This is a genomic window from Leptonema illini DSM 21528 (genome assembly GCF_000243335.1).
GTDB classification, from domain to species: domain Bacteria; phylum Spirochaetota; class Leptospiria; order Leptospirales; family Leptonemataceae; genus Leptonema; species Leptonema illini.
Genome location: NZ_JH597773.1, coordinates 962,134 through 987,895 on the forward strand (window position 1 = coordinate 962,134; position 25,762 = coordinate 987,895).

The 25,762-nt window shown below is 54.9% G+C and carries 24 protein-coding genes, 1 tRNA gene and 1 riboswitch; of the genes, 5 read left to right on the forward strand and 20 right to left on the reverse strand.

What is annotated here, in order from left to right:
• Positions 1-2: 2 nt before the first annotated feature.
• From LEPIL_RS04355 to LEPIL_RS04370, 4 genes are read right to left on the reverse strand one after another with little or no spacing between them, the layout of a single operon-like run.
• Positions 3-953, reverse strand: coding sequence for a GTP 3',8-cyclase MoaA (locus tag LEPIL_RS04355; protein WP_002770342.1), 951 nt, complete (start codon positions 951-953; stop codon positions 3-5).
• Positions 953-2,152: a molybdopterin molybdotransferase MoeA gene (locus LEPIL_RS04360; RefSeq protein WP_002770343.1), complete on the reverse strand. Its 1,200-nt coding sequence runs from the start codon at positions 2,150-2,152 to the stop codon at positions 953-955. The genes LEPIL_RS04355 and LEPIL_RS04360 overlap by 1 nt, the downstream gene beginning before the upstream one ends.
• Positions 2,149-3,087, reverse strand: coding sequence for a bifunctional molybdenum cofactor biosynthesis protein MoaC/MoaB (gene moaCB, locus LEPIL_RS04365; protein ID WP_002770344.1), 939 nt, complete (start codon positions 3,085-3,087; stop codon positions 2,149-2,151). Before moaCB ends, LEPIL_RS04360 begins: the two co-directional genes overlap by 4 nt.
• A complete protein-coding gene (locus LEPIL_RS04370; protein WP_002770346.1) occupies positions 3,084-4,223 on the reverse strand; it encodes a HesA/MoeB/ThiF family protein in 1,140 nt (379 codons plus the stop codon). Before LEPIL_RS04370 ends, moaCB begins: the two co-directional genes overlap by 4 nt.
• A 68-nt stretch (positions 4,224-4,291) precedes the next feature.
• Positions 4,292-4,366: riboswitch (Fluoride riboswitch) on the forward strand.
• A 60-nt stretch (positions 4,367-4,426) separates the two neighbouring features.
• On the opposite strand from LEPIL_RS04370, the gene LEPIL_RS04375 reads away from it, so the two are divergent.
• Entirely contained in the window at positions 4,427-5,803 is a 1,377-nt protein-coding gene (locus LEPIL_RS04375; RefSeq protein ID WP_002770348.1) for a voltage-gated chloride channel family protein, read from the forward strand.
• Between the two features lie 45 nt (positions 5,804-5,848).
• On the opposite strand, the gene arsB is transcribed toward LEPIL_RS04375, so the two are convergent.
• From arsB to LEPIL_RS21615, 8 genes are read right to left on the reverse strand one after another with little or no spacing between them, the layout of a single operon-like run.
• Entirely contained in the window at positions 5,849-6,925 is a 1,077-nt protein-coding gene (arsB, locus tag LEPIL_RS04380; protein WP_002770350.1) for an ACR3 family arsenite efflux transporter, read from the reverse strand.
• Between the two features lie 57 nt (positions 6,926-6,982).
• On the reverse strand, positions 6,983-7,501 hold the full coding sequence (locus LEPIL_RS04385; protein WP_002770352.1) for an arsenate reductase ArsC: 519 nt from the start codon (positions 7,499-7,501) through the stop codon (positions 6,983-6,985).
• Positions 7,502-7,548: 47 nt separating this feature from the next.
• A complete protein-coding gene (locus tag LEPIL_RS04390; protein WP_002770354.1) occupies positions 7,549-7,791 on the reverse strand; it encodes a thioredoxin family protein in 243 nt (80 codons plus the stop codon).
• Positions 7,792-7,845: 54 nt separating this feature from the next.
• Positions 7,846-8,196 (reverse strand): permease, encoded by a 351-nt coding sequence (locus tag LEPIL_RS24020; protein WP_211208672.1) that lies wholly within the window; start codon positions 8,194-8,196, stop codon positions 7,846-7,848.
• Positions 8,151-9,005 (reverse strand): permease, encoded by an 855-nt coding sequence (locus LEPIL_RS23875; RefSeq protein ID WP_211208611.1) that lies wholly within the window; start codon positions 9,003-9,005, stop codon positions 8,151-8,153. Before LEPIL_RS23875 ends, LEPIL_RS24020 begins: the two co-directional genes overlap by 46 nt.
• Positions 9,002-9,301 (reverse strand): hypothetical protein, encoded by a 300-nt coding sequence (locus LEPIL_RS04400; RefSeq protein ID WP_143464648.1) that lies wholly within the window; start codon positions 9,299-9,301, stop codon positions 9,002-9,004. Before LEPIL_RS04400 ends, LEPIL_RS23875 begins: the two co-directional genes overlap by 4 nt.
• 8 nt (positions 9,302-9,309) lie before the next feature.
• Positions 9,310-10,143 (reverse strand): arsenite methyltransferase, encoded by an 834-nt coding sequence (arsM, locus tag LEPIL_RS04405; RefSeq protein WP_002770361.1) that lies wholly within the window; start codon positions 10,141-10,143, stop codon positions 9,310-9,312.
• A 43-nt stretch (positions 10,144-10,186) separates the two neighbouring features.
• Positions 10,187-10,600: an ArsR/SmtB family transcription factor gene (locus tag LEPIL_RS21615; protein ID WP_002770363.1), complete on the reverse strand. Its 414-nt coding sequence runs from the start codon at positions 10,598-10,600 to the stop codon at positions 10,187-10,189.
• Positions 10,601-10,792: 192 nt separating this feature from the next.
• Between LEPIL_RS21615 and LEPIL_RS04415 the strand changes: the two genes are divergently transcribed.
• From LEPIL_RS04415 to LEPIL_RS04430, 4 genes are read left to right on the forward strand one after another with little or no spacing between them, the layout of a single operon-like run.
• On the forward strand, positions 10,793-12,103 hold the full coding sequence (locus LEPIL_RS04415) for an AfsA-related hotdog domain-containing protein (RefSeq protein WP_078123288.1): 1,311 nt from the start codon (positions 10,793-10,795) through the stop codon (positions 12,101-12,103).
• A complete protein-coding gene (locus tag LEPIL_RS04420) occupies positions 12,103-12,792 on the forward strand; it encodes an HAD family hydrolase (RefSeq protein ID WP_002770367.1) in 690 nt (229 codons plus the stop codon). The genes LEPIL_RS04415 and LEPIL_RS04420 overlap by 1 nt, the downstream gene beginning before the upstream one ends.
• Positions 12,793-12,825: 33 nt before the next feature.
• A complete protein-coding gene (locus LEPIL_RS04425) occupies positions 12,826-13,590 on the forward strand; it encodes an SDR family NAD(P)-dependent oxidoreductase (RefSeq protein ID WP_002770369.1) in 765 nt (254 codons plus the stop codon).
• 49 nt (positions 13,591-13,639) lie between these two features.
• On the forward strand, positions 13,640-19,378 hold the full coding sequence (locus LEPIL_RS04430) for an EAL domain-containing protein (RefSeq protein WP_002770371.1): 5,739 nt from the start codon (positions 13,640-13,642) through the stop codon (positions 19,376-19,378).
• 28 nt (positions 19,379-19,406) lie between these two features.
• Here LEPIL_RS04430 and LEPIL_RS04435 read toward each other — a convergent pair whose 3' ends face one another.
• The 8 genes from LEPIL_RS04435 to LEPIL_RS04470 form a co-directional block, all read right to left on the reverse strand.
• Positions 19,407-20,822, reverse strand: coding sequence for a sensor histidine kinase (locus LEPIL_RS04435; RefSeq protein WP_002770373.1), 1,416 nt, complete (start codon positions 20,820-20,822; stop codon positions 19,407-19,409).
• Between the two features lie 3 nt (positions 20,823-20,825).
• The gene (locus LEPIL_RS04440; RefSeq protein WP_040918296.1) at positions 20,826-21,557 is read right to left on the reverse strand and encodes a response regulator; all 732 of its coding nucleotides are present in this window, start codon (positions 21,555-21,557) and stop codon (positions 20,826-20,828) included.
• 127 nt (positions 21,558-21,684) lie between these two features.
• A tRNA-Gly gene (locus LEPIL_RS04445) sits at positions 21,685-21,755 on the reverse strand.
• Positions 21,756-21,817: 62 nt separating this feature from the next.
• Complete coding sequence (locus LEPIL_RS04450; protein ID WP_002770378.1) at positions 21,818-22,366, reverse strand: histidine phosphatase family protein; 549 nt, start codon at positions 22,364-22,366, stop codon at positions 21,818-21,820.
• The gene (locus LEPIL_RS04455; protein WP_002770380.1) at positions 22,363-23,157 is read right to left on the reverse strand and encodes an adenosylcobinamide-GDP ribazoletransferase; all 795 of its coding nucleotides are present in this window, start codon (positions 23,155-23,157) and stop codon (positions 22,363-22,365) included. The genes LEPIL_RS04450 and LEPIL_RS04455 overlap by 4 nt, the downstream gene beginning before the upstream one ends.
• Positions 23,158-23,169: 12 nt before the next feature.
• Positions 23,170-24,210: a nicotinate-nucleotide--dimethylbenzimidazole phosphoribosyltransferase gene (cobT, locus tag LEPIL_RS04460; protein WP_040918297.1), complete on the reverse strand. Its 1,041-nt coding sequence runs from the start codon at positions 24,208-24,210 to the stop codon at positions 23,170-23,172.
• 4 nt (positions 24,211-24,214) lie between these two features.
• Positions 24,215-25,045, reverse strand: a complete 831-nt coding sequence (locus LEPIL_RS04465) for an LIC_13355 family lipoprotein (protein ID WP_002770382.1) — start codon at positions 25,043-25,045, stop codon at positions 24,215-24,217.
• A gap of 45 nt (positions 25,046-25,090) precedes the next feature.
• Positions 25,091-25,603 carry a hypothetical protein gene (locus tag LEPIL_RS04470; protein WP_002770383.1) on the reverse strand — a complete coding sequence of 171 codons (513 nt, stop codon included), beginning with the start codon at positions 25,601-25,603 and terminating at the stop codon, positions 25,091-25,093.
• Positions 25,604-25,762: the final 159 nt, after the last annotated feature.

Below are 25,762 nucleotides of genomic sequence, written 5' to 3' on the forward strand. Positions count from 1 at the left end.
CGTTATCCTCCAATATATTTCATCGAAAGCGCGCTTCCCGTAAAGGCGCTCTTCTTCGTATTCAGGAGACTCACAAGCACGGATTGCAGCTCGACGTCGTCGGCAGGCATCGGCGTTCCGATGGCATGACTGAGACAACCGAACAGGTTTCCGTCTGCACTGAGTCGCAGTCGGTCGCAGTCCGAGCAGAACGGCTCGCTGTGATTGGCGATCGTTCCGAACCGACCCTTTCGATCGTCACCGACCTTCGACCGCACCTCGTAGTATCGCGCAGTCGCCGATTGCCCTCTATCGAACCGAGTTACGTCATAGCGCTGCTTGATTTGCTCAATCATCTCGGCTACAGGCACAAACCAGCGGTCATGCGTCTCGATCGACGGGCCCATCTTCATCAGTTCAAGAAAGCGTATGGCAAGCCCTCTTTCAAGAGCGAAATCCAGCAGATCGACGATTTCGTGATCGTTATAAGATCGTAGCACCGTACAGTTCAGCTTCGTCGGTATGTCGGCTTTCAGTGCGGCGTCGACGGCCTTGCGAACTCGACCCAGACCTGCTCCGTTAACCGCTCCGATACGGGCAAAGGTCGTCGTCGAGGCGGCATCCAGAGAAAGATTGATATCGGTTAAACCTGCGCTTTTCAATTCAGCGACCTTTTTATCCGTCAGCAGAAGTCCGTTCGAGGTCAGCGATAATCGAGGAATCTGCATCTCCTGCAGACCGGCGACCAGTTCAGGAAGAGCGCTAAAGAGCAGCGGCTCGCCGCCCGTGAGGCGAACCTCCGCAAGCTGAAGTCTCTGATGCAAGCGCCTCACGCGATCGATCAACGTCTCGACCGAGACGGACGATCTGACAAAACGCCCGGCGCCTTCGGCAACGCAGTAAACGCAGGCCATATTGCAGTCTTCGGTTAAAGAAAGGCGTAATGACCGAAAGCTGCGATCAACCGACGACATCAGCGGCCTCCGCCATGCAATCGAAACCGAACCGTATCGCCCGGCGCCCATGATCGCTCAAGAAAGACCAGTCCATCGGAACCGACCGATGCGCGTATATCGCCGCTTCCGTTTGTTTTGAGGATCTCAACGCCGGGATGCGGACCTGAGATCAGTCTGCCCGGCAGGATCTGCATGCGACGCGTATCGGGCCTTGCCTCACCGACAAGAGGTAGATAGAGATTAGATGAAAGGGGCGATCCATGCCAGCGACGCAGAAGCGGCTCAATAAAAAGAGGCAGAGCGACCTGAACGGCGACGGGGTTACCCGGAAGAGCAAAGACAAGCGTGCGATGACGATCGACGTCTCTGTAACCGAACCAGATCGGCTTGCCTGGTTTGATGGCGACGCCATGAAAGATCTGCTGCACACCAAGAGCATGCAAGACGCCGGGTACGAAATCGGCATCGCCGGCAGAGACGCCGCCGCTAAGAATCAAAAGATCGGTATGCAGGCATTCTTCGAGAACAGGCGTCGCCGATGCGGCATCGTCGCGAAGATGCTCCGTTCTTTGAACGGGAACATTCATTCGCTTGAAAAAGGCCTGTACGGTCGCCGCATTGGAGTTACGAATCTGCGTCGGCTGCGGCTTATCGTCGATTGAAACGATTTCGTTACCCGTCGAGACGATCGTTATACGCGGCGATACCGAACAGAGCGGATGCGATTCGCCGATGGCGGCAAGCAGGCCGATCATCGTCCCGTCAATCTGTGTACCGGCAGGAAAGATCAGTTCACCTGGCTTTAGATCCTCGCCGCATCGCGCAATATTGCGGCCCGCCGAAACCCGGGCCTTCGGCGTCAGAGAAATCACCTCACCCTGAGACTCATCTACCTCTTCGCGCGGTATCACACAATCCGCACCGATGGGAACGGCCGCCCCCGTCATGAGGCGTACGGGGGCGTCATAGCTTCTCTGCGCATCGCCGGCGAATATCGTAGCGCTTATCGCTATCGGCCGATCCGAATCCAGATCAGAAAGACGAACGGCATAGCCGTCCATCGTCGCCCGATCAAAGGGTGGATAACTCCGATCACTGACGACGGGCGACGCCGTAAAACGCCCTATTGCATCAAGCAGCGGAACGCGCTCCGTTGCAAGAGCATTCGCCGGAACGGCCTCCAGCACAAGGCGCAGCGCTTCATCGTATTCAATCATTCATGACCGCCTCCGACCAGCATGCGTCTCATGTGAAAGAGAGCAGGCAGAACGGCGTGCACGCTCTCCGTTGCGCCGGCCGTGCTTCCCGGCAATGCAAGCACGGCCGAATGCCCGATACTGCCGGCAAGCGAGCGCGAAAGCATGGCTACGGGCGTGCGATCCATACCGTAACGACGCATGGTTTCGGCGATACCGGGGCCCTCTTTTTCAAGTATGGGCCTGAGAGCCTCGACCGTAACATCCTGTGGTCCGAATCCGGTACCGCCGGCACAGAAGATGAAATGTATATCTTCGTCAACCCAGCGTTTCACGGCAGTTCGAATCGCCTGTTCATCGTCGGGAACGATACTGTAATGCACAACCTGCACGCCGAGCTTCTCAAGCAGATCACGCACGGACCGTCCGGCACGATCTTCGCGTCTTCCCGCAGCAGTGGAATCACTGATAACAAGAACGGCAGCCGTCGTGCCGGCATCGACACGCAGTCGTCGGTCGCTTTTGCCGCCCGTCTTTTCAGTAAGACGCATGTCGCCGATCCGCAGATCGACGTCGACGGGCTTGAGAAGATCGTATATGGTTAACGCCGCCACACTGACGGCGGTGAGCACTTCCATCTCGAGGCCGGTGCGTGCGATGGTCTTGCCCGTCGCCACGATGCGCATACCGGCCTGTCCGTTCCGCGCTGGATCGGCCCCGGCATCAAAAAGCTCAAACTGCACATCGAGCGCCTCAAGCGGGATGGGATGACAGTGCGGAATAAGATATGCCGTCTGTTTGGCGCCAAGAAAGGCGGCGGCCTTTGCGAATCCAAAAGGATCGCCTTTGGGTAGCTCGCCTCGACGAATCAACTGTAGAGTCGCATCAGAAAAAAATACAGAGGCCTCGGCTGTTGCCGTTCGCAATGTGACGTTTTTCTCGGTAATATCTCTCATGAGCGACCTCTTTGCAGTTCGTTTAATGCAGACAAACCTCCGACGAGCGAAAAGGCTGTCTTTCCCTTTTCTGCAAGAAGCTGAGCTGCCGTTAAAGATCGCACGCCGGCCTGACAGACAAAGACGGTGGGACGATCCGACACGCATTCAGTCCAGCGTGCGCCGATCTCTTCAAGCGGGATGCGCAGCGCCCCTTTTAGGCCAGGCGCCTCAAAAGCGGGGCGAACATCAACGACATGATAGTCGCCGCAATCAGCATCACTGAATGTCTGGCGCCGGCCTGCGTCACCGGCACATGATGCGAGAAACTCCGCGGGCGTCAAAAGGCGCACTGCCTGATGCAGATCTGGTTCGTGCCGCTGATTCGCGGGCAGGCGACACCTACAATCCGGAGCGACGTTATACTGAAACTCTCGCATCTCATGATGCAGAAGGTCGATATGAAGCAGCCTGCCCGTTAACCGGCTCTGCCCGAGCAATATATGGATCGCCTCGTTCGCCTGCCAGAGCCCGAGAATACCTGGAACGACGCCGATCGTTCCGAGCGCATTGCAGTTCAGGGCGCCGTCATCGGCCATCGGATAAAGGCATTCCAGACAGGGGCCGTCCGTATCAAAGGCGAAGCTTGTGATCTGCCCCTCCCAGGCGGCAACGGAAGCATAAACGAGCGGTATGCACAGATTCATGCACATCCTATTTAGAAGATACCTCGCAAGAAAGTTATCCGTGCAATCAAGCACGACATCGACTGATGATATCAGAGAGTCCGCGTTCTCATCGGATAACCAGCAGGCATGCGCCTCAAGCCGCAGATCAGAGCGGAACTCATGAAGGCTGCGGCCCGCCCTTTCCACTTTTGGCATACCCACATCCCCTTCGCGAAAGAGAATCTGCCTGTGCAGATTCGAAAGGGCGACCGTATCGGGATCGACAAGAACAAGCCGACCGATGCCCGCCGCAGCGAGATAGAGAGAAGCGGGAGAGCCGAGCCCGCCTGCTCCGACGACAAGAACGGAGGCGCCGGCAAGTCTATCCTGGCCGTCAGGGCCAAGCTCGGGAAGAAGCATCTGCTGTCGGTAGCGATCCATGATCCAGGGGCTCAGTGCAAGATAATCAGTCAGCCACCCTGCAGCCACCGATTCTCTTAGCGCTCAAAGATTTTCAGGGATTCATTTTTCTTGACGCGAAAGACCGAGATCGATCTTTTAGCTCAGGCGATGGGGTTCCGCCTTATAACCGCCCTTCTCTTTTGAAGCGTGCTGATGACTCCTACCACTCAAGTTCTTTTAGGAACGGGCTATCCGGTAGACGATGGCCCGCCTGAGTTGTGGAGGTAGGTATGTCCGAAATCAGTCGCTCTTCGCGAACCGAAAGATCCCGACAGTTGTTGCTCGACTGGATGCGATTCTTCTTCGAGCCGCTGCGACGCTTCTTTGATCTGGAAGAAAAGCTTCATCTGCTACGGTATTCGATTCGGTGGATTCTGCTTTCTATCGTAGTAGGCATCCCCGTCGGACTGGCCTCGTCGTTCTTTCTTTACTCGCTCGATCTCATGACGAAAACGAGAGAGGCCTTTCCGTTCTTGATCCTTCTTCTTCCGGCTGCAGGGGCCGCTGTCGCCTATCTCTATCATCGATGGGGAAGCTCGGTAGAACGGGGAAACAATCTTATTCTCGAAGAGATTCATGATCCGAAAAAGGTTATCCCGCTGCGCATGGCGCCGCTTGTGCTTGCCGGCACACTGTTAACGCATCTGTTCGGCGGATCTGCCGGTCGAGAGGGCACGGCCGTTCAGATGGGGGCGTCGATCGCCGATCAGTTAACCCCCTTTCTGCGCTTCAAGGCCGAAGATCGTCGACTCATTCTGATCGCCGGTATGAGCGCCGGTTTTGCCTCGGTCTTTGGTACGCCGTTAGCCGGCGCCGTCTTCGGGCTTGAGGTCTATTTCCTCGGTCGCGTCGAATACCGCGCCATCCTTCCTTCGTTCGCCTCGGCCGTCGTCGCTCATCTCGCCGCTCTCGCCGTCGGAACTCCGCATACGCATTACCATGTAGATCACGCCCCTCTTATGGACGGATGGCTTGCCCTTTATGCCTTTGCCGCGGGCATCTGCTTCGGCCTTGCCGGATGGTTCTTTGCATCGCTCACGCATCAGATAAAGAAGCTCATGGGCCGATATATTACCAATCCGCCGCTTCGAGCAGCGATCGGAGGATTGATCGTCGTCGCCGGCGTCGGCCTGCTTGGAACGGATTACATCGGCCTCGGCATTCCGGTAATTCTAAAATCCTTCGAGCAGGAGCTACCGCCGCTTGCCTTTCTCGCGAAAACCGTCTTCACAGCCGTGACGCTTGGCTCGGGGTTCCGCGGAGGCGAGGTCACGCCGCTATTTTTTATAGGATCTACCCTGGGTAACGCTCTTTCGTCCGTGCTGCCGTTACCGATGGATCTTCTCGCCGCTATGGGATTTGTCGCGGTCTTTGCCGGAGCGGCTAACACTCCCCTGGCCTGCACGCTTATGGCCGTCGAGCTTTTCGGAGCAGAGGCGGGCCTCTATGCCGGCCTTGCCTCGGTCGCCGCTTATGTCTTTTCGGGCCATTCCGGCATCTATGCGTCGCAGATCGTCATCGAAGCAAAGGGCAGCCGCTATAAACATGAGGCCGGACATTCGCTCTCGCAGATCGGTCAGAGGTTTCGTTCAAAGAAGAACCAATAATTGATCAACCTACTGCAGAAGTCATCTGGCATTCAGTTAAAGCACTCAAGCAGCCCTCTTTGCTAACGAATCGTCAGGCGAGTTCGGCGAGAACTGCTTCCGCAATCTCAGGGCCACCCTGACAAGCAGAATCAATGCCGGCACCTCCACCAACGGACCGATCACGCCTGTAAAGGCCTGTTCGGATGCGACGCCCCAGAGTCCTGCCGATACGGCAATGGCCAGCTCGAAGTTGTTGCCCGCAGCGGTGAAAGCGACGGCCGCCGACTGCTCATAAGACAAACGCAGTCGCTTTGAAATCCACATGGCCGAGATGAACATAATGCCAAAATAAGCAAGCAGCGGCATCGCAATCAACAGAGCCCTCTCTGGCAGCGTAATGATAGCTGCTCCCTGCGAGGCAAACATAACGACAATCGTGAGAAGAAGGGCAATGGGCGTCACAGGATTGATGGCCGGCTGGAATCTATCCACATACCATCCCTCGCCCATGCGGGAAATCAGAGTTAACCGCAACACCAGCGCAATGGCGAAAGGAATGCCAAGGTAGATCAATACGCTCTCAGCCACGTCCCAGAAGCTGACCCTGTATTCGCTTGCATCAAGGCCGATCATGTCGGGAACAACAGTGAGAAAAACATACACAAGGCCCGAATAAAAGAGAATCTGAAAGAGGCTGTTCAGCGCGACAAGACCGGCCGCGAGCTCCCTGTCGCCGTCGGCAAGCTCGTTCCATACAAGGACCATAGCGATACATCGCGCCACACCGATCAATATAAGGCCTTCATAAAAACCGGGCTGATCATGAAAAAAGGACAGAGCCAGAAGAAACATGAGAATCGGTCCGATCAGCCAGTTCAAGGTTAACGAAAGAGCCGACAGTCGTGCGTCCTTGAGCAGTAAAAAGATGCGCGAGAAGCGTACCTTTGCCAGCGGAGGCACCATCATCATAATCAGACCGACAGCAATAAGCAGATTGGTCGAGCCATATTGAAAGCTACTGAGAAATTCTACCGCCTCTGGCCAGAACCGCCCAAGGGCGATACCGGCAACCATTGCCAGAAAAATCCAGAGCGTTAAGAAACGGTCCATTCCGCTCAATCGACGTGCAACTCCTTTCATCTCAGCCCCTCTCACCTTCTCCTGTCAGTGTCAAACGAACCTTTCTCTCTCTCGCCGTCAGGCCATAGCGGCGATGTGCAGAACCTCTCGCTGAAGTTCCTCTCGCGACATCGTCTCTACGGGTAACGCTGCCAGAGCATCGATGCGGCGACGAATGATACGAAAGGCATCTTCAAAGGCGCGATCGATCTCTTCAGCCGTTCCCTTCACATGCGACGGATCATCCACACCCCAGTGCGCCTTCACAGCTCGCCCCGGAAAGATCGGACAGGCCTCTTCCAGCTCATCCCGCCCGCTGCCGCAGAGGGTCAGGACGATATCGATGGGAATCTCGCCTTTAATGTAAGGCGTCCAGAGCTTCGAATGCAGGCCTTCCGTCGCGATGCCGTAACGCTTCAGCATCTCTAAGGCATACGGATGCACGCCGTTTGTTTCGCTGAACTTTCTGAGATCGGGAGCCGATCCCGATGAATGAGATTCAAACCGATCGCCATAGCGGCCACGTAAATAGCCGTCGGCCATCTGGCTGCGGCAGGTATTGCCTGTGCATAAGAATAGAACCGATATTTTCTTCACAATGAATTCCCTGACTGATTTCTCAGATCTTTGCTTTTCGCCTGTGCCTATTGTTTGCGGCTTTCAATCCAGCCGCGTATCTTCTCTCGATTGGGAAGAGGCTTGCCCTGATGCACGACCTCTTCGTCGATAACAAGGCCTGGAGTGGCGAAGATATACTTCCCGATCTCGTCCATATCCTGCACATACTCGAGTTCAGCCTGAAGTCCCAGTTCAGCGAGCGCCTGTTGGGTCGTCTCATGCAGCACCTTACAATTCGTGCAGCCCGGTCCAAGAACCTTGATTTTCATACATCTACTCCTGTTGAAAGAATTATCGCCTGAGCCGGATGGTCGGCCGAGCGTTCATACAAAATTACCGTAAATAAAGCCCGCTAATGCGGAGAACACAACAACCAGTGCGGCGTAAACCAGCGTGCGTGAAAGGCCCATGATACTGCGAAGAGCAAGTAACGACGGCAGACTGATCGCCGGGCCCGCAAGCAGAAGTGACAGCGCCGGACCTTTTCCCATGCCTGCTCCGATCAAGCCCTGTAGAATGGGGATTTCAGTGAGAGTGGCGAAATACATCAGAGCTCCGGCCAGCGAGGCGAATATGCATGAGGCAAGGCCGTTACCACCGACCAGCGCTTCAATATATGAGGCAGGTATTAAGCCCGTGCCTTTGCCGGGACGCCCGAGAAGCCAGCCCGAGATAAAACGCCGATAAAGAGATACGGAACGATCAGCTTCGTGAACTCGAAGGTCTCACGCATCCATCCGGTCCGTTCCTCTCCGTTAAAAAAACGAAAGGCAACGGCGACAGTCAGAGCAAGAAAGATTGCCGTTAACCACCACTTCCATTCGAATATCAGCGCATAGAGATCGCCGAACGATTCCGGCCGCTGCCAGGTAGCGCTGAGCAAAACACCTATCATGGAAGCAAAGAAAAGCGCATCCTGCCAGAGAGGGCGCTCTCGCTCACCGGCAATCGTTGCCGTCTGCACGGGTTGAGCCGGGAAGATCTTTTCCATCAAAAGACCGATCAGAGCGGCAAAGACGATGGAAACAATAAACCGTGTGACGCCTAACTCCCATCCCAATATGCGAGCCGTCAAAACGATGGCCAGTACATTGATGGCCGGTCCTGAATACAGAAAGGCCACGGCCGGGCCGAGGCCGGCTCCGCGCCGATAGATGCCCGAGAACAGAGGCAATACGGTGCACGAACAGACGGCAAGCACCGTTCCCGAAACAGAAGCCACCGAATACGATATATATCGCGACACTCCGCCGGCAAAATACTTGATCACCGAGGCCTGTGAAACGAAGGCGGCGATACCGCCGGCGATGAAAAGAGCAGGAATCAGGCATGTAAGCGTATGATCATGCACGTATTCCTGAAGCATAAAGAAGCCTTCGAGTAAGGCCGCTTGCTGCACGGATGACTCCAGCGGATAAAACCAGATCAGTGCGAAAGCACCGAGCAGGTAAAGCAGATACTTGAATTCTTGTTTTATGTTCATTTCATTCTCGCCTCGAGGCGTTCCAGTATCCATTTCAGATCCGGTGCAGGCTTTCCGTCATACAAACGACATCCGAACATGGGCGGAAGACCGCGCTTCGATTCATCCAGATCGCGTCCATCGACTAACAGAGTTGGAGAACCATGAAAATCATAAGAGCCCGCCTGTTCCGGTGAATCTATCAGGATCTGTTCAATCTGAAGGACTCCAGGAAGGCTGCTCTCTATTTGCGAGGTCAACCTTTCAAGGATTTGCCTTCCCGGGCAGTCAGGGAAGACGAGGATTTGCAGCTTCACGAGACAACTCAACAGCATCCCGTGCCACAGCCGCAGCTGCCGGCCGGCTTTTCACCTGTGACGGTTATACTGAGCACCTCGGCGCCCGAATCGCGGAACTGCTTCAGCTCGTCGGCGTTCAGGTATTGCAGGAGGATCTCATCGGGCAATTCGATGGCGCGCTCCTTTACAAGCTGCAATTGCTCGAATCCGCTGCGATAAATAATGCTCAGATACTGCGATCGCTGCAGCGCTCCGCTGACGCAGCCGGCAATCATCTCGGCAGCCGTCTGTATCTTTTCGGGAAGACTACCGTGCAGAACGACGTCCGATATGACGAAGCGTCCGCCGGGTTTGAGCACGCGAAAGATCTCTGAGAAGGCCTTCTCTTTATCGGGCACAAGATTGAGCACGCAGTTCGAGGTAACGACGTCGACGCGAGCCGGACCGACGGGAAGCTTTTCGATGTCGCCGTGCCGGAACTCTACGTTCGCATAACCCATCCGCTCTGCGTTTGCGCGGGCCTTTTCGATCATCGCCTCCGTGAAGTCGACGCCGATCACATGCCCCTCTTCGCCGACGGCGGCCCGGGCCACAAAGGCGTCGTTCCCGGCGCCTGAGCCGAGATCAAGCACCGTTTCGCCTTTACGCAATCGCAGACTCGAAAGCGGAAGGCCGCAACCGAGGCCCAGATCGGCCTCGGGAACATAGCCTTCCGTCGCCGTATAATCCTCGCTGAAAACGGTATAGTCACCACAGCCGCCGACGCCGCAGCAGGACGTTGCGTTCTCGTCTTTGCTCTGCGTCGCGATGACGGTGTATTTTTCGCGTATCATTGATTTCAAATCTTCTGCTGTTGACATAATCTATTCCTCTCTTCGTTTTAGAAAATTTCAGGCAGGGACGTTAACATGTAGCGCATGATTTCTTCCCGCTCTGCGCACTATCAAAAAAGGCCGGCCCTCGACTGGCCACATCTTCCAGCTCGCAGCAGAGCACCTTCCCCGTATCGAGCAGATCGGTGGTATACGGCTGCCCCGTCGTTAATCTGCGCGCGCAGGCAAGCACGGCCTTCGCCGATGGGTTCCAGCTCTGCCGTGCAATGGCATAATAGACCCAGCGCCCCCGCCTGTCGTCGGTCACAAGACCGGCCTGCTTCAGTATCTGCAGATGCTTGGAAAGCGACGTATAAGAGATGCGCAACACGGCTGAAAACTGACAGACACAGAGCTCCTTTTGATGAAAGAGCATATGAAGAATGCGCAATCGCACGGGATCGGCCACGGCCTTCAGGGATTGAACTTCGGGATCGGCAAGCACATCCTCAGATTAAGCAGTATGAAAGGAGCCGTCAACTCATTTTCCAGTTACGGAAAACAGGAAAATAACAATAGGCCCGCTTGCAGTTTTGCAGCACCTGCAAGTGGCTGGGCGACAAGGAGGCCTCTCTGTGGTTTCGCGTAGAAATAAGCAGTCCGATAGGAAAAAGCATTTACAGCGCGGGGTTATGTTATGAGTCTTCGCGAAGGGGGAAGTATGTGGATTCAGAATCATGCGAAGGTAGATCAGCTTTTACGAGGAAGATTGCCAGAGATTCTCATTCTCGATAAGGCCTATACGCGAACCTATTCGCAGGACGATTCGTTTGTTGCAAACATCCGCCGTACGCTGCCGCGCGAGATTCCGGCCGACGTTTTCGAGCATGCCCTCGCCTCTTCGATTCCAGGCGAGCATTTCGAATTTCTCTGCAATTATTACGGCAGGATCGACGGCGGCGAGGCATATATGCTGCGCAGCATACCGCGATACATCAGCGCGGAGCTAATGGCGCAGCATACCGGCGACGGCGCATTCGCTGAATCAGACAGACAGTTCCTTTTCAGGTTCTATACGTTCGACGAGCACCAGGGCAGATATGCTCTTATCGGCTATATGACCGAAGCGGACGAGATACGTGTCCTCAAGTTGTTCAACATGAAAAGCCTGCACATCAGCAACGTTGAGAAAGCTACGGTCTCACAGATTCTCTCACAGGTGGCGGAAGTTCCGAGGAAGGATATTTTCTTCGCAAGTATGCATGTGCCGCGCAACCATAAATTCTTTTCGCCTCCGAACCTGAAGCATATCTCGGGCATGCAGATCACAGAGGCCGCCAGGCAGTTTGCCATAGCATGTCATCATATCTACGGCGGCGTTCCGCTAACGGATGTCACGTTCCTGCTTGAATCGCTTGCAAGCGAATTCTACCAGTACGCGAAAGTCAACCTTCCTGTAAAAATGCGTGCAATCCTGAAAGAGGTTAAGCTCGACAAACAGAATGCCTGGAGGAACACTGAATTCGAGATCACGGCCTATCAGCAGAATATGGAAATCAGCAAGGTTACCACGCGAGCGACGATACTTCCTCTGAAAATCTACAGAAAGCTAAAGTCCGGCCAGGAAGAGGTCTACGAAATCGACCCCAGGTTTCATCCGAATGATAGAGTCCGGATCAGTATCAGCATACGCTACACGGACGGCGATGAGCCGAGGAAATGGGACTGCCGGATCGTGAATTTTTCAAAAGGCGGTTTCCAGACCCGCTCTGACGGCAAGGAGCCTCCACTGCTGTTGTTGCAGAATCCGCGTCTTGAATTCTTCATGCATTTCGATCAGGCGGGTTTCGTGTACGGGCGATGTAAGAATGTCTGGACAAGAATGGATGAGGACGATGTCTGCTGGGCCGGCTTCGCCATTACCGAGATGTCAGGCATCGACCGCGAAACCCTGTCCGATGCCATCGTTCGCTTCGGACGCCTCGTCGAAGGACGGGAGATTCAGTGATGCCGCCCGACCGCATTCGTTATGTGTTTCTTCATCTTGATGGAGTAGTACTCCAGAGTATTCTCGTCCCGATCATAAAATCGGTGGTAACCAAACTGGGCGGCGAGTACTGTGCAGACATTGAGAGTAACGTTCTTTCGCATTCTCAGAGAGATGCAGCGTCTTTTTTGATTCGAAAGCTGCGTCTTTCGCTCTCTGAATCCGAGGTGATAGAGCTTTATAACGAAACCAGAAAGGCCTACCTTCTTACCAACAGAGTTCGTCCGAATGCCGGATTGAAGAGTTTTCTGACAATGCTGAAAGCGAACGGGTATCGCGTCGTCGCCTATGGCGGAGCCGACCGCGATTATTTCCTGGAGCATGCGGGAACATTTCGCGAGTTCTTTGATGATGAGGGTTATATACAGACACGCGACATCCGTCCAGGAGTAAAGGAAATCATAAAGAACATCTACGGTCTTGATTTCAACGAGGCCTTATTTATTGACGATACCATCGCCGTCGCCCTCGCTGCAAAGCAGTACGAAGTGCCCTTTATAGGAATGACAACCGAACATGCATTCAGTTATCAGCGTCACGAAATGGAAAGATTGAACGTAAAATACGTTGTGCATTCGCTGCAAGATGTTGATCTGTCTTTTTTGAACAGGCTACAGCAGGAAGCGCTCTGCCACAGCGTATGGAAGTAGGCCCGGCAGGCGACGATAGCTCAGGAGAGCAGTATGGACTTCACGGGAAAGACAGTTCTCATAACGGGGGCGACTTCTGGCCTCGGTCGAGCAATGGCGCTGACCTTCGCGAAGCGAGGGGCGCAGGTCGCCATATGCGGACGACGCGCTGAAGAAGGGGCGAAGACCGTCGCCATGATCGAACAGTCCGGTGGAAGATGTCTTTTTCTCCCGTGTGATGTGAGCAAGGCCGACGACGTCTCCCATTTTATTCAACGCACCGTCGCCGAATTCGGCAGGCTGGATTGCGCCGTCAACAATGCCGGCGTATCGGGCGATCTGCGACCCGTGGCTGAAACAACCGATGAGGTCTGGAATCAAGTCGTCAATATCAATCTCACCGGCACCTTCCTCTGTATGCGAAGCGAGATTCAGGCGATGATGAAAACGGGCGGCGGAGCGATCGTTAACGTATCGTCCGCCCTCGGCCTCAGAGGCAAAGAAAACGTGGCGCCTTATTCCGCTACGAAGCATGCCATTCTCGGCCTCACGAAAAGCGCCGCTTTTGAATACGGAAGGTACGGGATTCGAATCAACGCTCTCTGCCCCGGCGGAATCCAGACCGACATGGATGATTTGTTTTACGCGAACGCGCCTGATCCCGAAAAATTGCGTGCCGAACGAATGAAGTCCTATGCACTGGGCCGCATGGCCCGCGTCGATGAAGTCGCTTCCACTGCCGCCTGGCTCTGTAGCGACGAGGCGAGTTTTGTTACGGGGGCGGCGATCTCAGTCGACGGAGGCAAGACTGCAAGATGAGTTTGTGTCGATGTGAGGTCATATTGCAAGGGTGCGGGCCAAACCTGCCATGATGGAACTGTCGGGCTATGAAATTGAATCCGAGCTTCACTCGGGCGAGATGGCGGTCGTCTATCGCGCGAAAGCAGGCCCGACGAATGTAATCGTCAAAGTTCTGCGCAACGAGCATCCCGATCCGGCGGAATTCTCGGCGTTCCGGCATGAATACGATATTTTACAGCGATTGCAGGCGGACGGGATCGTTCGCGCCATCGCATTCGGTCGCCTTGGCGGTTCTCCCGCGATCGTCTTCGAAGATACAGGCGCCGTACCGCTGCATCTGGCCTGTTCAGGAGGTCTTCCCTTCTCTGAAGCGATCGACGTCATGATCAGCGCCACGGAAGCGCTCGGCGAGGTTCATCAGGCAGGCATAGTTCATCGCGACATCAAGCCGCAGAATATCGTGATCAATCGCGAAACAGGTAAGCTCCAGATTATCGACTTCGGAAGCGCCAGCGAGCTGGCCAGGTTAACATCGGCCGTCTCTCTGAATCGCTCGATTGATGGAACCCTTGCCTACGTATCGCCCGAGCAGACGGGACGCATGAACCGAACGGTCGACTATCGAACGGATATGTATTCGCTCGGCATTACCTTCTATCAGCTGCTCACAGGCGACGTTCCCTTTCGCTATTCCGATCCTCTTGAGCTTGTGCATGCTCATATCGCCAGAACTCCCGTATCCCCCTTTTCCCGGAATAATACGCCGGCCGCTCTTTCGAGAATCGTCATGAAACTTCTCGAGAAGAATCCCGAGGATCGCTACCAGAGCACGCAGGGACTGTTGCACGATCTTCAAACCTGTCGAAATTGCCTGCTTCAAAGCGGCCTTGATCATTTGAGAGACCTCGACCTGCGGCCCGGTAAGTACGATCTATCCAGCCGGTTTCAGATTCCCGAAAAACTCTACGGTCGCTCACGCGAAATCGAGCAGATCATACAGACGTTCAAAGACATCCGAAGCGGCCGCACGGAGTTGTTGCTTATCTCAGGACATTCAGGCATCGGAAAATCCGCTCTGATCAACGAGGTTCGCAAACCTATCACCGAATACAGAGGATACTTCGCTACCGGTAAATATGATGCCTTCAAGCGCAACGTTCCTTATCGGGCGATCACGCAGAGCTTGCAGCATCTGATCCGGCAGATTCTGACTGAGCCCGAGAAGGCGATCTCTGCCTGGAAAGAGAAGATACAGCATGCAGTCGGGACTAACGGCAGGGTCGTCATCGAGGTGATTCCGGAACTGCAGACTTTGATCGGTGAACAGCCCGAAATCGCCTCCCTTGGAGCGGAAGAAGCGCAGAACCGCTTCAGCAGAGTCTTTCAGAATCTCATTCAGGCCCTTGCAACGAAAGAACATCCGCTCGCCCTCTTCCTGGATGATATGCAATGGGCGGATTCTTCAAGCCTGCACCTTATCAAGACCGTCCTTTTGAATCCCCAAATTCAGCATCTGTGCATGATATTGTCGTTTCGCGACAACGAAGTTCCGCCGTCGTCACCGTTCGCGCGCATGATCGACGAATTGAAAATCGCCGAACGGCATCCGCGAGAACTCCTGCTTCAACCTCTGACGATCGCCGATGTCAGGGAAATGGTGCGAGATACTCTTTCCTGCGACGACAGGCTGGCTAACGATGTGGCTCTGACGCTGCATAAAAAAACGAACGGAAATCCGTTTTTCGTTCTGGAGGTATTTCGCAGCTATTACGAAAAAGACCTCATACGCCATACAGAGGCAGGTTGGCAGGTCGACATGTCGGGCATTCAGGACGTCAGAATGGCCGACAACGTCATCGAGTTCATGGTCGATCGCGTCAGAGAGCTGCCAGAAAAGAGCCAGGAAGTCCTGAAACTGGCGGCATGCGTCGGTAACTGGTTCAGGCAGGACGTCTTCGCCGATATACTGAAAGAAGCGGATCACGGTACGGTCCGGCGTGAACTGATCCATCTGGCAAACGAAGGCTTCTTACGGCTCGGCACGCATGACGCGACGTTCATGCACGACAGGATTCGCGAAGCGGCATATGCCATGACCTCCGATTCGGAACGAGCGGCCAATCATTATCGCATTTCTAACGCCTATCTGTCGATGCTCGATCGATTCAATCTCGAAGACAACGTTTTTACGATCGTTAACCAGATGAATCAGGGAGCCGTTCATATCACGACGGAAGAAGAAATCACCACGCTGCGGCAGCTTAACACAATGGCCGGGAACAAATCCCTCGCCTCGAACGCCTATGAAGCCGCATGTGGATTCTTCAGGCAGGCGATCCAGACTCTGCCGGATCGCGCATGGCAGAACGAATATGAGCTGACGCTGGATCTGCATACGCTGCTTGCAAGGGCCGAGTACCTCGACAAAGACTATGAAGCGGCCGAGAGAACCTTCGATCTCATTCTGAAAAATGCCCGCCGCACACACGACCGAATCCCCGTATACGAGCTGCGTTCGGCGATGTACGTCAGCCAGAATCGGATGCGCGAAGCCCTTCAGCTTTTGAAAGAAGCTCTGAAAACGCTATCTGTGCACCTGCCTGCAAATCCCAATCGACTTTCCGTAATAAGCGAACTGCTCAAGTTCAAGATGCGGCTCGGGAAGAAGCCCGTGCAGGGCCTGGTCGACCTGCCGATCATGCAGGACGAGAATTCTCTTGCCATCATGCGGTTGCTTGTCGCAGCCGTGGCTCCGGCCTTCCTGACGCAGCCTTCTCTATTTCCCGTGATCGTTCTCAAGATGCTGAACGTCTCTCTAAAAAAAGGCAACTCGCCGCTCAGTCCTTTCGCCTACGTTTCTTTCGGCATCATTCAGGGATCAGTGCTCGGCGACTTCGATTCCGGCTACGAATTCGGCAGGCTCTCCCTCGAACTGCTTTCACGATTCGGCAACGCCGCGAAATCGATCGAATGCAGAACCGTGTTTATGTTCCAGACGATGATCAACCACTGGAAGTTTCACGCCAGAGAAGGAAAGAGCTTCTACAGGCAGGCCTTCAACGCCGGTCTTGAGTCCGGTGATCTACAGTTTTCCTCTTACTCGCTGAATAACGTTTTCTTTCAGGGCCTGCTGATGCGGGAGAACCTAAGCGATCTTGCAGAACGATTCTCAGTCGAACATCCGGTTATTGCCTCTTTGCAGCAGTATAACGCCTATCAGCTCTTTCAGCTGAACGAACAATCCGTCCTTAACCTGAAAGGAGAAGCCGACGACCTTCTTAAACTCACGGGAAAATACTTCGATGAAACGAAGGTGCTGTCTGAATGGCTTGCAGCAAAGAACGCAAACGCTCTCTTTGATTTCTACGTAGCGAAAAGCAGGCTGGAATACCTTTTCGGCGACAGACAGAAGGCTTATGAATACGCCCTCCTTGCCGAACCGATGGAAGACGCTATGTCGGGCATGATGTTCGTTCCCGAGCAGCTCTTCTTCCTTTCCCTGGCGGCGGCGGCAATCTATCCAGAAGCGCAGAAGAAGCTGCGCAAGCAGATACGGCAGCGCCTCGAGAAGAACGCGAAGCGATTCGAAAAGTGGTCGTATCACTGCGAGGCGAACTACGGTCATAAATACTTAATAGTGAAGGGTCTGCTCAGCCAGATCCAGGGCGATACTTCCGGCGCTATGGCCAGCTACCGAAAGGCGGCCGTTCTTGCTGGACGAAACGCCTATCTGCTCGAAGAGGCCATCGCTCATGAACTGTCCGCAGCCATATGGGAAGAAAGCGCAGACGATCTGTATTCGAAGCAGCATCTGATTCGAGCCTTGCAGGCCTACCGCAGCTGGGGATGTTCGCCTAAAGTGCAAGCTCTTGAAGCGCGTCTACCGGAAGCTATGCGCCGGCAGGTTTCCGCGTTAACAGGCGGCAAAAGCACGACATCCGACAGGGCGAAGTCTCCGCTCGGAAGCCAGAACGGGGGCAGATACTTCGATATTCTCTCTGTGCTGAAAGCGTCGCAGGCCATTTCAGGAGAGATACAGCTCGGCAAGCTGCTCGAAACGATGATGTCCATTCTTCTTGAAAGCGCCGGGGCCGAGAAAGGATCTTTCATCCTGTTGCAAAAAGGGCAATGGTACATTGAGGCCGAAAGCAACGCCAATACTCAGAGCATCGAGGTGCTTCAGGGAAAACCGCTTGGCGCTACGCCCGGAATCGGCGTTAACATCGTGAACTACGTGATTCGCACAAAGAGCGTCGTCCTGCTCGACGATGCGACCCGCGAGGGTATGTTCGTCAACGATTCCTACGTGAAAGCGACCTCTCCAAAGTCTCTGCTCTGCTATCCCATTTTGCATAAAGGCGAGGTGATCGCCGTCGTCTATCTTGAAAACAATCTGACTACGGAGGCGTTCACGCCGGATCGCATGGAGGTTCTGAGAGTGCTTTCGGCGCAGATTGCCATCAGTATCGAAAACTCTCTGCTCTATGCGACTCTACAGGAAAACGTCCAGGAGATCGCATTTCAGGCTCTGCACGATGAGTTAACGGGCCTCGGGAATCGTCGCTCCTTTGAAGAAAAGCTGGCCCTGTCCTTCGACGAAGGCAGGGCAGATACGGCTCGCCATGTCCTCTTTTATATGGATCTTGACGAGTTCAAGGTGGTTAACGACACATGTGGACATGCGGCCGGCGACGAACTGCTGCGGCAGGTGGGCATTCTTTTCAGGCAGTGCCTGACGCGAGACGACGTTCTGTGCCGCCTGGGTGGAGATGAATTCGGCGCCATCTTGAAAAACCGAGATATTCCTCAGGCAGTAGCCGTCGCCGATTCGATGCAGAGAGCCCTTTCGGATTTTCGCTTCCAGTGGAACAGTCGTCAGTTCAGCGTCGCCGTCTGCGTCGGAATCGTAGCTATCGACGGTCGTAGCGAAAGCCCGGGAGCCATTCTGCAGGCCGCCGATACGGCCTGTTACGTGGCCAAAGAGGCGGGGCGCAACAGAATACATATTCATTCGTATGGCGACCCTGCTCTTGCCCAGCGATACGGCGAGATGGAGTGGGTTAGCCGGATCGAGCATGCGTTGCAGAAAAACACGTTCGTTCTGCACGGTCAGCTCATTCAAGCGCTTCAGGAAGAAGCAAACGGCGAACGAAGATGCGAGATTCTTCTGCGAATGCTGGACCAGGACGGAAAGATCGTCAGACCTCAGGACTTCATGCCCGCCGTCGAGCGCTATCACCTGGCCACGCGAGTCGATCGCTGGGTGATCGAACACGCTCTGCAATGGCTTGCGACGCTGAAAGATCATCCCGTCGAATGCTCCATCAATATCTCGGGCCGGTCGCTGGGCGACCCCGGATTCCTCAGTGACGTTATCCGAATTCTTGACTCGACCGATATCAGATCGAATCGCCTCTGTTTCGAGATCACCGAAACGGCGGCCATCGGCAATATGCTGGCTGCATGCGAATTCTTTACTGCAATGAAAGACAGAGGATGCCTTTTCGCTCTTGACGATTTCGGCAGCGGACTCGCTTCATTCGGTTACCTCAGAAATCTTCCCGTGGACTATCTGAAGATCGACGGGCAGTTCGTCAGGGCTATGACTGCCGACCCGTTAAACCTGGCCATTGTAAAGTCGGTTCACGAAATCGCTTGCATTCTCGGAAAGCAAACCATCGCCGAATACGTCGAGGACTCCGCGGCGCTGTCCACTCTCACCGAGCTGGGAATCCATTTCGCCCAGGGCTATGCTCTCGGGCATCCCGTTCCACTTGAGGGCCTGTTTCATCAAGCAAGGGATTGAACAGCAAGAGACCGAGGGCCGACCGATATCAGGCCTTTAAGGGCCCGGCTCCCGAGAAAACAAAAACGAAACAGGCTCCTCCGCCTGGGGCATCTTCGACATGGATACTACCGGAATGAATACGTGCCACGTGTCTTGCTATCGAAAGACCGAGGCCGGTTCCGCCTTCCTTTCGCGAACGATCCGTATCGACTCTGAAAAAACGTTCGAAGATCTTCTCCCTGTAGGCCTCGGGAATACCGGGCCCCTGATCGCAAACGCGCAACTCAAAACGTCCGCGAGCATTACGACTGACTGAAATCGTTATGCTTGATTCCTCAGGAGAATAACGCGAGGCGTTACTCACAAGGTTGACAAGCAGATGCTCGAGAAGAAGGCGATCCGCAAACACATCGCGAACGTCTGTTGCATTTATATTCAGCCGCTGCCTCTTCTGGTTCAGACTTCCTTCAACGAGCAGTTTCAGATCGTCGAGAAAGGCAGGCATATCGATCGCCTCGGGCGAAAACGGGTAGGCTCGCGATTCCAGAGAAGAGATAACGACCATGTCATGGATCAGACGGTCCATCCTCTCGGCGTTTCGAACAATGCCTTCAAGGAATCTGTGCGGCGTTTCTTCGGTAATGCGTGGCAGAAGCGTCTCAGCATAACCGCGGATACTCGTAATGGGAGTCTTCAGCTCATGCGATGCGTTCTGTAAAAAATCCTCTCGCATGCGACGAGTGTTATACTCTTCGGTCATATCCTGAACAAGAATCAGAAACATCGACGGATCACGACCGACCTGAACAGGGCGGTGTCGCAAACGAAAATACCGATCGCCGGCACGAAACTCAAGATCGCCGTCGTCGATGAACACGGCATCGGCGATCTTTGCTTCGCCAGATTGCAGCGAGCCGTTCATCAGACGCCCGATATACTCGAGCAGAACGGGATTGCGAATTCGCGAATAGTAGCGCGACGACGGCGATTTCAGATCAAGCAGACGCTCGTCGATACGGTCGTTTACGAAAACGATATCGCCTGCGCTGTCGATGCACATCACGCCTTCGCGAAGGCCGTTCAGCAGCGATCGGAGCAGCTCCCTCTCAAGATCAAGGTCGGCGAGCTGATCGCGCATACGACTCAGATAAATCTTCGTCTGCTTCTGAATCTCGTTGATCTCGTAAAATCCCGATCGAGCAAAATCCGCCTCCCGGCTTGCTTCAGGAGCGTCTTTCAGGAGCCTGATAACGTTCTGCAGAGGTCTGATGATAAGCACTGTCGTGCGATAGGTTAACAGAAAAGAAAGAACGGCGAAAGCGACGGCCGTGCCTCCGAAAAGAAGCATGAAATCTTCAACCTGAACCGGACCGTCCTTGACATAACGAAGATAGAAAAGCGCCGAAAGCAGGAAAAAGACCGCCGTGGGAATGAGCAGAATTCGTCCGAATACGCTTTTCATCGATTACGCCTGACCGGCCGGCCCATCTGCGCGAAAGCGATAGCCGATGCCGCGCACCGTTTCCAGTCGCTCACGCTCCTCGCCCAGTTTTTCACGCAGTCGCTTGATATTGACGTCGACCGTACGATCCGATACGTACACGTCCCGGCCCCAGACGCGATCAAGCAGGCGATCGCGTGTGAAGGCGATGTCGGGATTCTCCATAAAGAGCTTGAGAAGCTTGTATTCGATAAGAGTCAGATCGACGGGCTTCCCTTCAAGGGTTACCCGGTGAGCCGCTCTATTCATGTGCAGATGACCGAGAGAGAGCGATCCTTCGAGAGATTCGGTGGCCGTGGAATGGCGACGCAGGACGACTCGCAGACGGGCGATCAGTTCTCTCGGCGAGAAGGGCTTGCGAATATAGTCATCGGCTCCCAGCTCCAGGCCGAGCACGGCGTCGGTTTCGCCCGCTCGCGCCGTCACCATAACGATAGGCACGCTGTATTTGCTCTTGATCTTCTTGCATAGATCCATGCCGTTCATTCCCGGGATCATCAGATCCAGCACGATGGCGTCGGGAAGCGAACGCTCGACCTTATTCCAGGCGTCGAGGCCGTTATCAGAGGTGCTTACGATAAAGCCCTCCTCTTCAAGGTTAAAACGAATAATATTGAGGATGTCCTCCTCGTCGTCGACGACAAGGATTCGAATGCCGGACGGGGCGGCCGTTTCCGTCTTTTCAGGATTGATCATACCTTTCTGCACCATTGCAGGCAAGCTACAAGCAAATTATGACGGAACGATGACGGATCTGTAACATGGCCGCAATTGTGACGGACATATGAATTTCGGGAAGCGTTACTGTTTTTGACAGGGAATTAGCGGGTGAAGGGATTCGAACCCTCGCCAGAAGCTTGGAAGGCTGCTGTGCTACCATTACACCACACCCGCGGTGCGATACGAATCGTATCTGCGATCAGATCGCCAGAGAAGCGCCACCGGTCAATCTATTTTTAGGCCAACCGCTGCAGGCCTCCGGGGCTTCGAAGAAAGGCAGAGGTCAGGGGAACGGGCATGGCCATCGCCGATTCAGGCGACATACCGGTAAGCGTCGTAAGGGCGCGGATGACTCCGCCATGCGTGAAAATGACAACAGGACCGGCGGGGATCTCATCCAGGAAAAGCTGTAGCCGTTTCTGTAGATCGTGCAGACTCTCGCCGCCGGGCGGCCTGCGATTCAAATAATCGCCGGCCCAGTTATCCAGCTGTTCTCGCGGAACATCATCCCAGCGCTGCCCCTCCCAATCGCCGAACGAAAGCTCTTTCAGGCGATCATCGCTGTGAGCGCGCGAAAAACCGAGCCTTCGGGCGAGCTGCGAACAGCGCTGGAGCGGACTGCAGAAGGCCACTGTCTGCTGAAAGTGCGCCCCGAAATGCCCGGCTATAACAGACTCAAGATGCCGACATTCCTCGGGCAACAAAAGCGGAGCCGGATCAATCTGACCGCAGACCCGCCCCGATGCAAGCTCCGTCGCTCCATGCCTGACCCAGATCTGATTCATGCTAACTGTAGAATGGCCGCAAGTCCGACATACAGGGCCGCCTCCGTCGCCTGCTCCGTCATGCCGAGCGCATCGCCTGTATAACCACCGATACGACGCAAGAACATGCGACCGAGAAAGAGGCGCACGATAAGCGGAAGCAGAAGGGCGAGCATCGCATGCCATCCCAGAGCAAAGCCCATACCGGCAATGACGCCGGCCGTGCAGAGCGTTGCGAACGCAAACTGCATCCCCGTCATACCGATGGCGACGGGCTTGGCCCTTGCGCCGGAATCGTCTCTCACGTACGATTGTGTTATGAGAAAAGAGATCGCCGCGAACCGGCCGATTGTATGCCCGGCGATCAGAGCCATGCCGACGATGCGAACCGTATCGGGGTAATAGTTCGATGCAAGCGAAGTCAGGGCGGCATACTTGAGCAATAGCAGCAGAAACAGGCCTAACGCACCGAACGAACCGATACGGGAATCTTTCATGATGCGCAGAACGTCTTCTTTCGTATAGCCTCCGCCGAAGGCGTCGCAGGAATCGGCGAAACCGTCCTCATGAAAGCCGCCGGTCAGATACGCGGTAACGGCCATGGCAAGCACGACCGAAATAGAAACGGGCAGAAACAGATGAGCGAGAGCGAAGACACCGGCGGCGACGGCTCCGACTAACGTTCCGACGAAAGGCGACCATTTCGCCGATCGATCAAGATAGTCCGGATGTCCGCCGCCTGGAACGGGAAAGCGTGTGAGAAAGCCGACGGCCGTATAAAAAGATATCCATTGATCGCGAAGAAAAGGCATACTCGTCTCGTATTACTCCGTCTTTTCGCTCACGTTCGCCGAAGCAAAATCCGCCATCTCACGCAGGAAATTGACGGCGGCCAGAACGATCGGATAAGCAAGCGCCGCTCCCGTTCCTTCGCCCAGTCGCAGGCCGAGGTCGAGAAGCGGAGAGGCACCCAGCAGATCAAGCATCGCCGCATGGCCCTTCTCGTCAGATTTATGCGCAAAGACCATCGCCTGTGTAACAAGGGGCTGCATGCGCACCGCAAGCAGAGCGGCCGCTGTCGCGATAAAGCCGTCAACAAGAATCAGGATGCGACGCTCAGCCGCTTCCAGATAAGCGCCTGTCATCATAGCAATCTCGAAGCCACCGACGCTCCTGAGAATGCTCGTCGCATCAGCTCCCCGCAGCGCATGCCTCTCAACCGCTTGCTGTACGATGTCGAGCTTTCTCTGTAGCATCTCATCGTCCACGCCCGTTCCACGTCCGACACAGACCTCGGCCGGCAACGACGATAGAGCATGCAATACTGCCGCTGCCGAAGTCGTATTGCCGATGCCCATCTCGCCGCAGATCAAAAGATTGGTGCCCTCTCGTGCGCTCCAACCGGCAACAATCCGGCGACCCTGTGCGATCGCCTCGTCGCATTGAGCAACGGTCATCGCTGAGCCTGTCAGAAAGTTAACCGTACCGGCTGCGATCTTGCTCTGTATCAACTTTTCGTGCGCTTCAAAATCGCCCTTCACTCCGGCGTCGACGACGCGAAAATGCAGGCCGTTCTGCCGGGCGAAAACGTTGATGGCCGCTCCGCCAGAGAGAAAATTCAGCACCATCTGATACGTGACCTCGGCCGGGAAGGCGCTGACTCCTTCCTCCGTGATACCGTGATCACCGGCAAAGACGAGACAGAGCGGCGATCGTATCTCGGGCTCCGTCGTTTCTTGCAGAAGAGCGATCTGCATGGCTAACTCTTCGAGACGACCGAGAGAGCCGGGTGGCTTCGTCTTGCCGTCGATCTTCGCCTGTAGCCTTTCGCCCAGATCGGTTGATGGAATTGTCGAACGAGACATTGCGCTATCTGTCATCAACATTGCGTGCCACCACTCCGTCGATATCGCCCGTTTGATCAAAGGAATCTCCAGGCAACGGGAAAGACGCCGGCGATCGTGAATTCCCCGTCGTCATTCGAAGATACACAAAGCCGCTCGCTTGAATAGCGCTCACGGTCCCCGCATCGCAGGAGCCGCTCGCCACAAGATCAGCAAGATCAAAATGATCTCCACCGGCCTTCGCTACGTCGAAAACGTCAGTAGCCGTTCCAGTCCACGTAGACTGATTGAATAGAACCGGTTCAAGCCCCGCCACATCATCATACTTCGCCACATCATAGATATCAAGTGAAAACTGAGCGGCACCGGAATCCGTTTCGCCCGTATAAGCCGGGTTCCAACCACACCAGACCGTACCGTCCTGTGATACCTCGACGATAACGGCTTCGACGAAGCGACCGCCGCTTGTTCGATTAAACGGATTCTCGAATACGACAAAGTCCGCTCCCGCCCCGCTTAGCACGCGGCGGCCGGCCCATTCGAGAACGATGCACTTCTCGTTTGCCTCGCACAGCGTCGAAGCAGGCGAGGATTTCAATGAGTAGACGTCCCCTGATCCTCTATTGAGTCCGTTACCGTACACTCCGTTCACAGCACAAAGCGAATTCCCGAACGTGCCGCCCGTCTCACCGGGCGCCTCCGTTACGAAGTCGGCAAGATAAGCGCCTGTGTCAAAGGGCCAGGCATCGGCGGGACACGTTGTAGTTCCACCGGACGTCAGACCAGGCGGAGGCAGGAAGGCGTCTCCGCCTCCGCCTGCCGGACAGGCCGACAGGACGGAAACGAAAAGTAACATAAGAGGACGGCATCTATATAAGATACTTCTCATAATTCGGCTAACTCATTGCGGCGTCATTGTCGACCATGCGAAGCCGTTGCAACCACTTGCGAGATCCGTTGCATCCACAGCAGCCGGATCAGACCTGGCTTCATCAAGAGTCGGTTTATTGTACACAATCTGACAGAAATAAACCGTACCTCCGCTTTTCGTCCAGACATTCCTGTTGTGGCAGACGCCGGCATCGAAGCACTCGCATGCTCCTGAATTTGTACACCATGAGGGCACACCCGTACGAACGTATGCAGTGCGGGTAGCGTTCGAAAAATCGAGAACGGTCCCACTACCGCCCCAGCTCCAGTAACCCGACACTTCGCCCGCTATCGTTTTTGATGCCTGTATGCTGTGTGTTCCAAAACCGTCATGCCAGTTTCCGTTGATCTCCATCTGCTCGGGCAAAGCAAGCAGGGTCAGGATATCTTTTTCTGTATCATCCTTTTCCTGTTTAAAAGGACATGCAACCATAAGGGGAAGGGCCATCAGCGGAAGCAGGGCCCGGAAAACGTTTCGTCTCATAGACTTCTCCTGTGAATTTGAAATCCGGGGACAGATTCAAATTGTACACCGGCCCCCGGGTGCTCTCCGGGGGCCCCCTGCATATGCAGGATGCGACGACCGTTCACGGGCGTGCCATCGCGGGGAAGATCTGACTGAGGATGCAAGCATCCAACACAG